The organism is Brevundimonas sp., assembly GCF_029946145.1.
In the GTDB taxonomy this organism is placed as follows: Bacteria; Pseudomonadota; Alphaproteobacteria; order Caulobacterales; family Caulobacteraceae; genus Brevundimonas.
Window position 1 is genome coordinate 85,147 of the sequence record NZ_JAQSDY010000022.1, and the last position, 12,820, is coordinate 97,966.

The window sequence follows — 12,820 nt, forward strand, 5'->3', positions numbered from 1 at the left end:
GCGCGTCGGATGGAGCCGTTGTGGGCGGGATGCGAAGACAGTCGGGAGACAAGGGCGGTCTGGGCCCCTGGGGCATGATCGGGGCGATCATGGGCGGCCTGGCCGCCGGGGCGGGCGCGGCGCATCTCGTCTATTCGCGCGGCCACAAATTCGGGCTGGAGCTGCGCAGGGAACGGCCCGCGCCGCTGCCGCCGCGCGCGCCGACGCCCGAGGATTTCGACGCGAAAGAGCCGGGCCGCGGCCGGCTGGCGCAGCGGCCGGAGCATATTCCGCACAAGGGCTGGGTCGACATCTTCTGGCGTCTCGGCATGTCCTATTTCGGCGACCGGATCGGCTTCCTGGCCGGAGGCGTGGCCTTCTTCATCATGCTGTCGCTGTTCCCGACGCTGGCGGCCTTCGTGACCATCTACGGCCTGTTCGCCGATCCGGCGGACGCCGCCTCGCGCATATCCTTCGTCTATTCGGTGATGCCATCGGGCGTGGCGCAGTTCCTGGCCGACGAAATGAACCGGCTGGCGGCGAACTCGAACACCCAGCTGACCTTCACCCTGATCTGGACCCTGGCCCTGTCGCTGTGGACCGCGAACGGGGCGATCAAGGTGCTCTTCTACGGCCTGAACGTCGCCTATCACGAGGTCGAGAAGCGCAACATCGTGAAGTACAACCTGATGTGCATGGCCTTCACCGTCGGCGGCCTGGCCTCGATCCTGCTGACGGCGGCCCTGATCGTGGGCGTGCCGCTGGTCCTGGGGGTGTTCGGCTGGGCCGCCGAGTGGAGCCACCTGGCGCCGTTCCGCTGGCCGGTGCTGCTGTTGGTCTACGGGGCCGCTCTCACGCTGATCTACCGGATGGGGCCATGCCGCCAGAAGGCGCGCTGGCGCTGGCTGACGCCCGGGGCGATCTTCGCCGCCCTGCTGAGCCTGATCCTGTCGCTGATCTTCAGCTGGTATCTGCAGACCTTCGTGCGCACGGCCTCCTACGGCCCGCTGGCGGCGATGATGGGCTTCCTGCTGTGGACCTGGCTGAGCGTGCAGATCATCCTCATGGGCGCCGAGCTGAACGCCGAGATCGAGCACCAGACGGCGATGGACACCACCACCGGCGATGACCGGGCGATCGGCGAGCGCGGGGCGGTGGTGGCCGATACGGTCGGGCCCAAGCGCGGATCGCCGGCGGCCCTGGCTTTCACGCTGAAACACGCCGAGGCGCTGTCGGACCGGCTGCTGAAGCGGAAGATCAGGGCGGGAAGCTGACCGCTCTCCCTCCCCCTCCGGGGGAGGGTGGTCGCGTAGCGACCGGGTGGGAAGGGTTCGGCGACGAGAGCGCCGGCGTCCGGCTCGCCGAGCCGCCCCCACCCCGTCGCCGCTTCGCGCCGACGACCCTCCCCCGGAGGGGGAGGGAGAGTCCGCAGGATCAGCCGAATTCGGCTTCCAGATCGGCCAGCCGCGCCGCCTGGTCCTCGGCGATGAGGGCGTTCAGAAGGGGGTCGATGTCGCCCTCGAGGATCTGCGGCAGGCTGTGCAGGGTCAGGCCGATGCGGTGGTCGGTGACCCGCCCTTGCGGGAAATTGTAGGTGCGGATGCGCTCGGAGCGGTCGCCCGAGCCGACCTGCGACTTGCGGGCGTCCGAACGGGCGTTGTCCTTCATCTGGCGCTGCATGTCGTAGAGGCGGACGCGCAGGTTCTTCATCGCCTTGTCGCGGTTCACGTGCTGCGACTTCTCGGACGAGGTCACCACGATCCCGGACGGGAAGTGGGTGATGCGGACGGCGGAATCGGTCTTGTTGACGTGCTGGCCGCCCGAGCCCGAGGCGCGGAAGGTGTCGATGCGGATGTCCTTGTCCTGGATGTCGATCTCGACGTCCTCGACCTCGGGCAGGACGGCGACGGTGGCCGCCGAGGTGTGGATGCGCCCTTGCGCCTCGGTCGAGGGCACGCGCTGGACCCGGTGGACGCCGCTTTCGAACTTCAGCCGGCCGAAGACGCCGTCGCCGGTGACGGTGGCGATGATCTCCTTGTAGCCGCCGGCGTCGCCCTCGGTGGCCGAGTCCAGCTCGACCTTCCAGCCGCGGTTGGCGGCGTAGCGCGAGTACATGCGGAACAGGTCGCCGGCGAACAGGGCGGCCTCGTCGCCGCCGGTGCCGGCGCGGACTTCCAGCACGGCCGAGGCGTTCTCGTCGGCGTCGCGCGGGGCCAGCAGCAGGGCGACGTCCCGCTCCATGTCGGGCAGGGTTTCCTTGAGGACCTGCAACTCGTCGGCGGCCATTTCGGCCATTTCCGGATCGGCCGCCATGGCTTCCAGATCGGCCATCTCGGCGCGGGTCTTCGCCAGGGCCATGACCGCGTCGGCCACCGGCTTCATCTCGGCGTGTTCCTTCGACAGGCGCACGATCTCCTGCCCGTCGCTGGCCGCGCCCATCCGCGCCTCCACCTGGTGGAAGCGGTCGAGCACCTGATCGAGCCGGGCCTGGGGCAGTCGCAAGGGGGAAAGGTCCTGAAATCCGAACGGGCCGGACGCATAGCCCAGTGCATCCCCGGCTGTCGAGGAAGCCGCTCGCGGCGCGATGGCGGGATCGTGACCCGGCCTCACAACCCTGTCAGCCAAGGTTTCGCCGGCCGGCCGGGGCGCCTAGCTGAACACCGGGCAACAGGCGGAGGGCGCATGTTTGACGGAACGCTGAATTCGACGATCGGAGATGGAGCCGAACTGGACCGGCTGCGGGCGAGATACGACGGCCTGCTGGCCGACCCGCCGACTCCGCCCGGAGCCGAGGCGCTGGCGGAGCTGGCGGGCATGGCGCGGATCTTCGACCTCGACGGGTCGCGGGCGCCGGGCGAGGTCTGGCGCGACCTGCGCGCCGTGCTGACGCGTCACGCGGGTCCGTCCGGAGCTACGCCGGGCGAGGCCCCGGCGCACCGGCCCCTGACGCTGATGGTCGTCGAGGACGATCCCGAGATGGCCGCTGACCTGACCGAGATGCTGGCCGGGGCGGGCCACGGCGTGGTCGGCCCGTTTTCGGATGCAGGTGCGGCCGCGACGGCGGCGGGTCTGCACGGGATCGACCTCGCGTTGCTGGATATAAATCTCGCCGGGGAAGGCGACGGGGTCGAACTGGCGAGGACGCTGACCCGGACCTGGGGCGTTCCGGTCATCTTCCTGACAGGGAATGTCGAGGCGGCGGCCCGGCATGCCCGGCTGGCGACCGCCCTGGTGCTGAAGCCCTATGGCGGTCGGGACGTGCTGGATGCTATCGCCCGAACGGTCGCAAGCGGAGCCGTGGCGTCCTGACGGCGCAACCAAAGGCGCCACAAAGCTTTGCGGAAGAGACGTGGCTGTTCGATCGGGCTGAATGGAAACCTTTCTGCTGTTCTTCGTCGTCGGCGTGGCGGCCCAGTCGGTCGATGGCGCTCTTGGCATGGCCTATGGCGTGATTTCGTCGTCGGTGCTGCTGGCCTTCGGCGTGCCGCCCGCCATGGCCTCGGCGAGCGTCCACGGGGCCGAGGTCTTCACCACGGCCGCCTCGGCCGGCAGCCATATCGCGCACCGGAACGTGGACTGGCGGCTGCTGGCGCCCCTGGCCATCGCCGGGGTGATCGGCGGCTGCGTCGGCGCCTATGTGCTGACCGGGATCAAGGGCGATGTCATCAAGCCCTTCGTCGTCGCCTATCTGGGGCTGATGGGGGTCTACATCCTGTGGCGGGCGGGCCATGAGATTCTGCTTCGCCACATCCCGTCGTGGGTCACCTGGCCGCTGGGACTGGTCGGCGGCTTCCTCGACGCCGCGGGCGGGGGCGGCTGGGGACCGACGGTGTCCTCGACCCTGGTCGGCGCCGGGCAGGAGCCGCGCCGGGCGATCGGCACGGCCAATACGGCCGAGTTCTTTCTGACGGTGGCCATCAGCGCCACCTTCGTCTGGGCGCTGTTGACCGGGCACTGGGCCGACGCCGGAGCGTTGGAGCACCATGCTGCGGCGCTGGCCGGGCTGGTCGTCGGCGGGCTGATCGCCGCGCCCTTCGCCGGGCTGATCGCCAAGCGGGTGCCGCGCAAGCTGCTGACCTATGCGGTCGGCGCGGTCCTGCTGGTGCTGGCGGTGTTTCAGGGGCTGCAGCTGGCGGGGGTGGTCGCGTAGCCGCTCAACAGGGCGAGCCAGCTCAACCAGGGCGAGAGGCTCCAGCTGGACACTCGCGGAGCTAGTGGCTATCGCAGCGGAGGAACTCGCGTGTTTGCGGGTTGTTCCTGAGGGGGAATTCCAGTGAATAAGATCGCTCTGGCGCTATGCGCCACGATGGCGCTTGGCGCATGCACGACTACGACGAAGGTCAGTCCGACCCAGCCGGGCGATCGCCTGATGACCTGTTCCCAGCTTCGAGAAGAGTTTTCCAAACTCGACACCATCAAGGCCGACGCCCAGAACGACCAAGGCGTGAACGTCGCAAACGCCGCGGCCTTGGTGTTGTTCTGGCCGGCCATCGCCGGGAACTATCTGAGCGCCCGCGATGCGATGCAGCTGCTGGAACAGCGCCGCACGCACCTGATGGGCTTCTACACCGAGAAGAACTGCGACAATCCCGCGAACGCCAATCTGAGCTTCATGGTCCCCGAGGTGCTGCTGGCGCCGATCGCGCGCGGCTCGCACTAAAGTCTGCGGGCCGCCGCGTCGGCGGCCTTACCAAACAACAAACGGCGGCTCGAAGGGCCGCCGTTTTCCTCCATCCGTCCGGTCAGCCCGGTCGGGTTTCCGCGAAGCTCGGCCGGGTCTCGATCGCCTCGTGCAGGGCGACCAGATTCGGTCGTCCGGCGCGCCAGTCGAAGCCGGGGTGGCGGAAGCCGATCCAGGCCAGGGCCACGCCGGCGGTGATGACGCCCATGTCGAGTTTGTCCGCGTTCGGAGCGGCGGCCTCGAGGGCGTCCAGCGCGCGGGCCATGTTCTGCGTCCAGCGGGCGATCCATGACGGCGAGCGTTCGCTTTCGGGGCGGCGCATCTCGAGCACCAGCTTGACCCCCATCTCCAGCGCGGCGTCCGCCAGGGTCTCCATGCGACGGACGGCGAGACGTTCGGCGCCCTCGGCCGGCAGCAGGCGCGGTCCCGAACCGAGGGCGTCGAGGTATTCGCAGATCACCGGGCTGTCGCTGATCGGCAGGCCGTCCTCCGCGATCAGGGTCGGGACCTGGACGATCGGGTTGGCCGCCAGCAACTCGGGCGCATTGGCGTAGGGATCGACCGCGATCTCCTCGATCCGGTCGATCAGGCCCTTTTCACGCGCCACGATGCGGCATTTGCGGGCGAAGGGCGACGGGACGGTGATGTAGAGTTTCATTTCGCTTGTCGCCTGTCCGGGAAGCGGGTCATGGGTATTTCTGGCTGGTGTGCAGGACGTTCACGATCCGCACCAGCTTCCCTTCCACGCGATAGACCAGAATGTAGTTGGGATGAACGACCATTCCCGCGTGCCGGATCTGCGGCCGGCTCGCCATGCCAACGGAAACCGGGCAAGTCGCTCAGCGGAGGGCTCGAGATGGTCTCTCAGGGTCTCGGATGCGTCGGGATTTCGCTCGGCGATATAGGCGAGAATAGCGCGCAGGTCGGATCGTGCATCCTCGGCCCACGTGACGCCCAGCAAGACTATTTCCGGTAGCTGTCGATGAGAGCTTTCATTTCAGCCATGACCTGCTCATGCGGAATCGGCGGGCGAGGATCGGCCAGTGATCGCTCGACCTTCGCCCGGAACCAGGCGTCATAGGCTTCGGCCTCCTCGGTCGAGGCGAACCCGGATTCGATAGGGGACGGGGCGGCGGGCATGGGCGGAATATGCGCCTCGTGCCGCACAGCCGCAACCGGTTGCTACTCCGCGGCGACCAGCGGCGTGGCTTCAACCGCCCGCGCGGCGTCCAGCTCGGCGGCCTTCTGTTCGACGAGGTGGACGATCTGGTCGATCATCCCCTCATTGGCCTGTTTGTGGGCCATCCTGCCGTTCAGATAGACCATGCCGGCGCCCTTGCCGCCGCCGGTGAAGCCAACGTCCGTGTACAGAGCTTCGCCCGGGCCGTTGACGACGCAGCCGATGATCGACAGCGACATGGGGGTGGTCACATGGGCCAGTTTCTCTTCCAGTATGCCGACCGTCTCGATGACGTTGAAACCCTGCCGCGCGCAGGACGGGCAGGCGATGATGTTGACGCCCCGGTGGCGCAGGCCCAGCGACTTGAGGATGTCGAAACCGACCTTGATCTCTTCCACCGGATCGGCGGCGAGGGAGACGCGGATGGTGTCGCCGATGCCGGCCCATAGCATGTTCCCCATGCCGATGGCCGACTTGATGGTGCCCGAGCGCAGCGGGCCCGCCTCGGTGACGCCGAGGTGCAGCGGGCAGTCGATGGCCTCGGCCAGCTGCTGGTAGGCGGCGACGGTGAGGAAGGGGTCGGACGCCTTCACCGAAATCTTGAATTCGTGGAAGTCGTGGTCCTGCAGGATGCGGGCGTGGTTCAGGGCGCTCTCGACCATGGCCTCGGGGCAGGGCTCGCCGTATTTCTCGAGCAGTTCGCGCTCCAGCGAACCGGCGTTGACGCCGATGCGCATGGAGCAGCCGTGGTCCTTGGCGGCCTGGATGACCTCGCGCACCCGGTCGGGCGAGCCGATGTTGCCGGGATTGATGCGCAGGCAGGCGGCGCCGGCCCGGGCCGCCTCGATGCCGCGCTTGTAGTGGAAATGGATGTCGGCGACGAGCGGGACGCGGGCCTCGCGGGCGATCTGGCGGAAGGCGGCGGTGGACTCCTCGTCGGGGCAGGAGACCCGGACGATGTCGGCCCCGGCCTCTTCCAGCTGGCGGATCTGGTCGATGGTGGCCGCCGCGTCCGAGGTCGGCGTGTTGGTCATGGACTGGACGCTGATCGGCGCGTCGCCGCCCACGGGCACGGAGCCGACCATGATCTGGCGGCTCTTGCGGCGCTCGATGTGACGCCAGGGACGGATATGCGAATGGTCAGCGCTCATGACGGCGCAACATAGGCTTTCGATTGCGGCAAGGCCACGACATGCGCTGTCGCGATCAGCCCCCGGCAGCGACGACCATGGCCGACTGGACGCTCGCGGCCCGCGTCTGGGCCTCGGCCTGGGCGGCCCGGGCGCGGGCGGCGACCTCGGCAGCCGTCTGACGGGCCAGGGCCTGGGCCCGCGTGTTCAACTGGCTGAGCGGCGTCTGTTCGGCGGTCAGCGTGCCGCCGTGCTCGCCATTCAGATAGACGTCGAAGTCCGCGAAATCCGAGGAGGCGTCGACCACGGCGACCACGCCGGCGGGCGCGCGCCAGGCGTCGCCGGCGGCCAATTGCCGCGCGAACAGCACCCGGCCGTCGGCCATGCGGACCACCAGGCTGGCGGCCTTGCGAGCCTGGATCACCACCTGGGAGGCGCTGGCCGGGGCGCCGTAGATGGCGCCGCGGGGGTTGAAGGCGCGCTGGACCGGCGAGTTGGATGACGCGGCCGCGGCGAGGCCCTCGGGCGAGGCCGGGTCCACGCCCGTCAGCTCGGCCTCGAGACCGGGGGTGACATAGAGGGCGGGAATGGTCTGGTCGGGCGGGGCCGGCTGCGGGGCCGACAGCCGCAGGGACTGACCCGGGACGGCGCCCAGGGTCCAGCTTTCCGGCACGGAGGCGATGTCGAACGGCTGGGGCGCGCGCATCAGGCTGACGCGCTGGAAGACGTTCCAGCCCACCACGGCGAGCACGAGGGCCAGGCCGGCGGCGATCACGCGCGGAGAATAGCGGCGAACCTCCTCGAAGGCGACGCCGACCGGCGCCTGAAGGGGCACCGAGGGGTCGGGGGTCTCGCGCTTGAACCGTTCGACGGCCAGTTGCTCGTCGAGGCCGAGGGCGTCGGCGTAGGCGCGGACATAGCCGATGGAGAAGACGCGGTTGGGCAGGGTCGAGAAGTCGTCCTGTTCCAGCGCCGTCAGATAGCGGGCGGGAACGCGGGTCACCGCGGACAGTTCGGCCAGCGACCGGCCCGACTGCTCGCGGGCCACGCGGAGGCCGTCGCCGAGCGTCGGCGCGTCCGTGATGGAGGGAGCGACGTCCTTCCATTCGGGATTGGCCCGGAATTCGTCGGACCCGTTCCCCATATCCAGCGCCATGGCGTCTGACCCCACACTCGGCTCGCAGGGGGTGTCCCCATGCGGCGCCGTACTCGAACCCGGGGCCTGTATCATATCGGGATGACAGTTCGGGCCTGCCCCCGCAGACCACCCGGTTCCGGCTTGTGGATAACTCATTAGGGCTGACCGATCAACGATTTATTAGGCGTACCGGCCAGTTCTGGCGCGGGACGATCAGATCGTGACGTTCAACTTTCGGGCCAGGGATTCCAGCTCGCCCCGGATCGATCCGGCGGATGAGCCGAGCAGGTTGGTCATGCTTCGCCGCGCGGCGGTCAGGTCGGCCGACAGGATCATCCGTTTGACCGGCCCGACGCCCCCGGCGGGAGCCGACAGCCGGGTATAACCCAGCGTGAGCAGGGCGAAGGCCTCCAGCGGCTTGCCGGCCAGTTCGCCGCACACCGAGACGGGGGTGCCGGTGTCGGCGCATTTCTTCTGGATCTCGGCCAGCGCCCGCAGCGCGGGGGGCGACAGCGGGTCGTAGCGTTCGGACACCAGCGGGTTCGTGCGATCCGCGGCGAACATGTACTGGAACAGGTCGTTGGAGCCGACCGAGACGAAGTCCGTCAGCGGCAGCAGGGCGTCCAGGTGCCACAGCAGACTGGGGCATTCGATCATGGCCCCGACCCGCAGCAGGGCCGGCAGGGCCCGCCCCCGGCGCCTGGCCCAGGCGCATTCGACGTCGACCAGCTCGCGGGCGGCGCGGAACTCGTCGACGGTGGCGATCATCGGGAACATGACCCGCAGCTCGCGGCCGGCGGCGGCGGCCAGCAGGGCGCGCAGCTGCAGCCGCAGCAGGCCGGGCCGGTCGAGCCCAAGGCGGATGGCGCGGCGGCCGAGGGCCGGATTCTCCTCCCGCTCGGTCTCCAGATAGGGCAGGACCTTGTCGCCGCCGATGTCGAGGGTGCGGAAGGTGACCGGCCGGTCGCCGGCGGTATCCAGCACCAGCTTGTACAGGGCCGTCTGGCTGTTCAGCCGGGGCAGCTCTTCCGACACCATGAACTGGAATTCGGTGCGGAACAGGCCGATGCCCTCGGCCCCGGTGGCGTCGAGGTTTTCCAGATCCACGGCGAGGCCGGCGTTGGTCAGAAGGGTGATGCGGGTCCCGTCGCGGGTCACGGCGGGCACGTCGCGCAGCTTGGTGAACTCGGCCTGGCGCTCGCTGCGCACCAGCATGCGGGACTGGACCGCGGCCAGCATGTCGGGCCGGGGGCGCAGATAGGTCTCGCCGCTCTCGCCGTCGACGATGACGAGGTCGCCCTCGGACAGCCGGTCGCGCAGGCCCATGATGCGGCCGACGCAGGGGATCTGCAGGGCGCGGGCGACGATGGCGGCGTGGCTGGCGGCCGAGCCCTCCTCGAGCAGCAGCCCCCTCAGCTTGTGACGCGGATATTCCAGCAGATCGGCCGGGCCGAGGTTGCGGGCCACCAGAATGGCGTCGTCGGGCAGGTCGCGCTCGCCAGGCTTGTCACCGGCCAGCACGCGCAGCAGGCGGTTGGCCAGATCCTCGAAGTCGTGCAGCCGTTCCTTGATGTAGGGATCGCGGGCCTGGGCGAAGCGGGCGCGGTGTTCGTTGCGGACGCGGTCGACGGCGGCCTCGGCGGTCAGGCCGGTGCGGACGGCCTCCTCCAGCGACCGGTTCCACCCCCGGTCGTCGGCGAACATGCGGTAGGTTTCCAGCACCTCGAACGACTGGCCGGCCAGCTTGCCCTGGCCGCCGCCGTCGAGGATGGAATCGATATTGGCCTTCAGCCCGATCAGGGCCTCGCGCAGGCGGATTTCCTCGACCTGCTGGTTCTCGGCCAGCAGGTTTTCCGGCGGCACCGGCGCCTCGTGCAGGATGACGTGGCCATAGGCCAGGCCCTCGGCGAAGCGCTGGCCCTTGAGGCGTTCGGGCCGGTGCGGCGCCACCTCGATGTCGCGTAGCTCGTCCTGGGCCAGCAGTTCGCCCGAGGCCACGGTCTCGGCCAGGACCATGGCGATGGTCTGGATGTCCTCGACTTCCTCGTCGTCATAGCGCCGCTCGGAGCGGTTCTGGACGACCAGCACGCCGATGGCCCGGCCGCCGCGCAGCAGGGGGGCGCCGAGGAAGGCGTGATACGGATCCTCGCCGGTTTCCGGGCGGTAGGCGAAGCTGGGATGGGACGGGGCGTCCGACAGGCTGATGGGGGCCGCGCTGCGGGCCACCTCGCCGACCAGACCCTCGCCGGGATGCAGCCGGGTCTTGTGCACGGCCTCGGGGTTCAGGCCCTGGGTGGCGAACAGTTCCAGCTCGCCCGAGGCGCGGCGCAGATAGATGGAGCAGACCTCGGCGACCATCGACCGGGCGATGATGCGCACGACCATGTCCAGCCGCTCCTGCGCCGGAGCCGCTCCGGCCATGGCCTCGCGGATCTGGCGAAGGAGGTTGCGCGGCCCCCTCGTCGTCAATCCGCCAACCGGCATGGCCCCTCCGATACGTCAGCGCTCCAGATGGGCGCCGTAGAGCTTGTTTCCTAGACCGCTTCCAGTCCGTAGGCCGAATGAAGCGCACGAACGGCGAGTTCCGCATAGGCCGCATCGATCAGCACGCTGATCTTGATCTCGGAGGTCGAGATGGCCTGGAACTTCACGCCCTTGTCGGCGAGGGCCCGGAACATGGTCTGGGCGACGCCCGCATGGCTGCGCATGCCGACGCCGACGACCGACACCTTGGCCACGTCCTCGTCGACGCGCAGCTCCTCGAAACCGATCTCGGCTTGCGCCGCGCGCATCAGTTCGGCGGCGCGGGCGGCGTCCCTGCGGCCGGTGGTGAAGGTCAGATTGACCGCCCCCTCGCTGCGCGCCTGCGACTGGACGATCATGTCGACGTTGACGTTGGCCTCGGCCAGGCGGGTGAAGACGTCGGCGGGGGCCTCGACCCGGTCGGACAGGCCCAGCAGGGTGATGCGGGCTTCGTCGCGGCTCATGGTGACGCCGGACACGATGCGTTTTTCCACGATTTCCTCCTCGTCGCAGATCAGGGTGCCGGCGTTTGCGGGCAAGGCCCCGTTCTCGTCGGGTTCGATGAAGCTCGATAGCACACGCAGCGGCACCTGTTTGGCCATGGCCAGTTCGACCGAGCGCGTCTGCAGCACCTTGGCCCCCAGCGAGGCCATCTCCAGCATCTCCTCGTAGGAGATCTTCTCAAGGCGGCGGGCGCGGCTCTCGATGCGGGGGTCGGTGGTGTAGACGCCGTCGACGTCCGTATAGATGTCGCACGGGCAGTTGAGCGCCGCGGCCACCGCCACCGCCGAGGTGTCCGAGCCGCCGCGGCCCAGGGTGGTGATCCGGCCCGAGCGGCTGACGCCCTGGAAACCCGGGACGACCGCGATCTCGCCCTTGTCCATGGCGGCGCCGAGCACATCGCCGGGAACATCCTCGATGCGGGCGCGGCCGTGGGCGTCGTCGGTCAGGATGGGAATCTGCCAGCCCATCCAGGTGCGGGCGTTGAGGCCCATGTTGCGCAGGGTCAGGGCCAGCAGGCCTGCCGTCACCTGTTCGCCCGAGGCGACGACGACGTCGTATTCGTCGTCCGACGGTTCGATCCCCTGGCCTGGCCGGCCGGCGCCGTCGGTCCAGGCGACCAGCTCATTGGTCTTGCCGGCCATGGCGGAGACGACGACGGCGACCTGTTTGCCGGCGGCGGCCTCGGCGGCGACGATGCGGGCGGCGCGGCGGATGCGCTCGAGGTCGCCCATGGAGGTGCCGCCGAACTTCATCACCAGTCGCGTCGTATCTGGCCGCGTCATCGTGGCGGATCGCCCCATCTTGCGTGGAAGGCCGCGCGGGTTCATCCCTCGGCTCATGGTCGCTTCTAACGGCACGGTATCGGCGCGCAAACCCCAAAGCCGCCCGGAATTCAACGATCAGGCCGAGGGGCCGTCGATCGATCCCGCCGACGTGGCGCGCTTTTCGGCCCAGGCGGCGGAATGGTGGGACGCGCGCGGGCCCTTCGCGCCGCTGCACAAATTCAATCCGGCGCGGCTGGCCTTCGTCCGCGACCGGGCGGCGGAGCGGTTCGGACGCGACGCGAGGACCCGGGCGCCGTTCGCGGGCCTGACCCTGCTGGACGTCGGCTGTGGCGGGGGGCTGATCGCCGAGCCGATGCGGCGGATGGGGTTCGAGGTCACCGCCATCGACGCCTCGGCCGAGAACATCGGCACGGCCCGGGCGCACGCGGAGCAGCAGGGGCTGGACATCGCCTGGCGCGCCGCGACCGTGGAGCAGATGGAGGCGGAAGGGGCGGGGCCGTTCGACGTGGTCCTGACCATGGAGGTGATCGAGCATGTCGCCGATCCCGAGGCCTTCGTCCGCGCCTGTTCGCGGCTGGTGAAGCCGGGCGGGATGATGGTCGTGGCGACCCTGAACCGGACGCTGAAATCGCTGGCGCTCGGCAAGATCGCGGCGGAGTACGTCCTGCGCTGGGTCCCGGCCGGGACGCACGACTGGAACCAGTTCCTGAAGCCCGACGAGATCCGGCTGATGCTGTCACAGGAGCCGGTGGCTGTGACCGGACCCTTTGGTCTCGCCTATGATCCGTTCACGGATCGCTGGAGCGAGAGCAGCGACGCGGGGATAAATTACATGATGATCGCCACCCGGGACTGATGTCGCAGGCTTACGGCGAATTCATCCACCTTGCAGGGATGTAA

Annotated in this window: 13 protein-coding genes and 1 pseudogene; 5 read left to right on the forward strand and 9 right to left on the reverse strand. The window is 69.2% G+C overall.

Features of this window, described 5'->3' with window-relative positions; genetic code table 11:
- Nucleotides 1-29 precede the first annotated feature (29 nt).
- Entirely contained in the window at nucleotides 30-1,253 is a 1,224-nt protein-coding gene (locus PSV23_RS09835) for a YihY/virulence factor BrkB family protein (protein ID WP_300468375.1), read from the forward strand.
- Nucleotides 1,254-1,413: 160 nt separating this feature from the next.
- On the opposite strand, the gene prfA is transcribed toward PSV23_RS09835, so the two are convergent.
- A complete protein-coding gene (gene prfA / locus PSV23_RS09840; RefSeq protein WP_300468377.1) occupies nucleotides 1,414-2,481 on the reverse strand; it encodes a peptide chain release factor 1 in 1,068 nt (355 codons plus the stop codon).
- Nucleotides 2,482-2,661: 180 nt separating this feature from the next.
- Here prfA and PSV23_RS09845 point away from each other — a divergent pair, with 180 nt between their 5' ends.
- The 3 genes from PSV23_RS09845 to PSV23_RS09855 all read left to right on the forward strand — a co-directional run bounded on the left by PSV23_RS09845 (nucleotide 2,662) and on the right by PSV23_RS09855 (nucleotide 4,639).
- Nucleotides 2,662-3,288 carry a response regulator gene (locus tag PSV23_RS09845; RefSeq protein WP_300468379.1) on the forward strand — a complete coding sequence of 209 codons (627 nt, stop codon included), beginning with the start codon at nucleotides 2,662-2,664 and terminating at the stop codon, nucleotides 3,286-3,288.
- A 61-nt stretch (nucleotides 3,289-3,349) separates the two neighbouring features.
- Entirely contained in the window at nucleotides 3,350-4,129 is a 780-nt protein-coding gene (locus PSV23_RS09850; protein ID WP_300468381.1) for a sulfite exporter TauE/SafE family protein, read from the forward strand.
- A 123-nt stretch (nucleotides 4,130-4,252) separates the two neighbouring features.
- On the forward strand, nucleotides 4,253-4,639 hold the full coding sequence (locus PSV23_RS09855; protein ID WP_300468383.1) for a hypothetical protein: 387 nt from the start codon (nucleotides 4,253-4,255) through the stop codon (nucleotides 4,637-4,639).
- Nucleotides 4,640-4,721: 82 nt separating this feature from the next.
- Here the strand turns inward: PSV23_RS09855 and PSV23_RS09860 are convergent, their stop codons facing one another.
- The 8 genes and pseudogenes from PSV23_RS09860 to PSV23_RS09890 all read right to left on the reverse strand — a co-directional run bounded on the left by PSV23_RS09860 (nucleotide 4,722) and on the right by PSV23_RS09890 (nucleotide 11,917).
- On the reverse strand, nucleotides 4,722-5,318 hold the full coding sequence (locus PSV23_RS09860; protein WP_300468386.1) for a glutathione S-transferase N-terminal domain-containing protein: 597 nt from the start codon (nucleotides 5,316-5,318) through the stop codon (nucleotides 4,722-4,724).
- Between the two features lie 28 nt (nucleotides 5,319-5,346).
- Complete coding sequence (locus PSV23_RS09865; protein ID WP_300468388.1) at nucleotides 5,347-5,442, reverse strand: type II toxin-antitoxin system RelE/ParE family toxin; 96 nt, start codon at nucleotides 5,440-5,442, stop codon at nucleotides 5,347-5,349.
- 50 nt (nucleotides 5,443-5,492) lie between these two features.
- A pseudogene (locus PSV23_RS17390) lies at nucleotides 5,493-5,621 on the reverse strand (type II toxin-antitoxin system RelE/ParE family toxin); the annotation flags it as partial.
- 2 nt (nucleotides 5,622-5,623) lie between these two features.
- A complete protein-coding gene (locus tag PSV23_RS09870; protein WP_300468390.1) occupies nucleotides 5,624-5,800 on the reverse strand; it encodes a hypothetical protein in 177 nt (58 codons plus the stop codon).
- 42 nt (nucleotides 5,801-5,842) lie between these two features.
- Nucleotides 5,843-6,991 carry a flavodoxin-dependent (E)-4-hydroxy-3-methylbut-2-enyl-diphosphate synthase gene (ispG, locus tag PSV23_RS09875; protein WP_300468392.1) on the reverse strand — a complete coding sequence of 383 codons (1,149 nt, stop codon included), beginning with the start codon at nucleotides 6,989-6,991 and terminating at the stop codon, nucleotides 5,843-5,845.
- 55 nt (nucleotides 6,992-7,046) lie between these two features.
- Nucleotides 7,047-8,126, reverse strand: coding sequence for a RodZ family helix-turn-helix domain-containing protein (locus PSV23_RS09880; protein ID WP_300468394.1), 1,080 nt, complete (start codon nucleotides 8,124-8,126; stop codon nucleotides 7,047-7,049).
- 195 nt (nucleotides 8,127-8,321) lie between these two features.
- Nucleotides 8,322-10,592, reverse strand: a complete 2,271-nt coding sequence (gene ptsP, locus PSV23_RS09885; protein WP_300468396.1) for a phosphoenolpyruvate--protein phosphotransferase — start codon at nucleotides 10,590-10,592, stop codon at nucleotides 8,322-8,324.
- A 50-nt stretch (nucleotides 10,593-10,642) separates the two neighbouring features.
- A complete protein-coding gene (locus tag PSV23_RS09890) occupies nucleotides 10,643-11,917 on the reverse strand; it encodes an aspartate kinase (RefSeq protein WP_300468536.1) in 1,275 nt (424 codons plus the stop codon).
- Nucleotides 11,918-11,972: 55 nt separating this feature from the next.
- On the opposite strand from PSV23_RS09890, the gene ubiG reads away from it, so the two are divergent.
- Complete coding sequence (gene ubiG, locus PSV23_RS09895) at nucleotides 11,973-12,776, forward strand: bifunctional 2-polyprenyl-6-hydroxyphenol methylase/3-demethylubiquinol 3-O-methyltransferase UbiG (RefSeq protein ID WP_300468398.1); 804 nt, start codon at nucleotides 11,973-11,975, stop codon at nucleotides 12,774-12,776.
- Nucleotides 12,777-12,820: the final 44 nt, after the last annotated feature.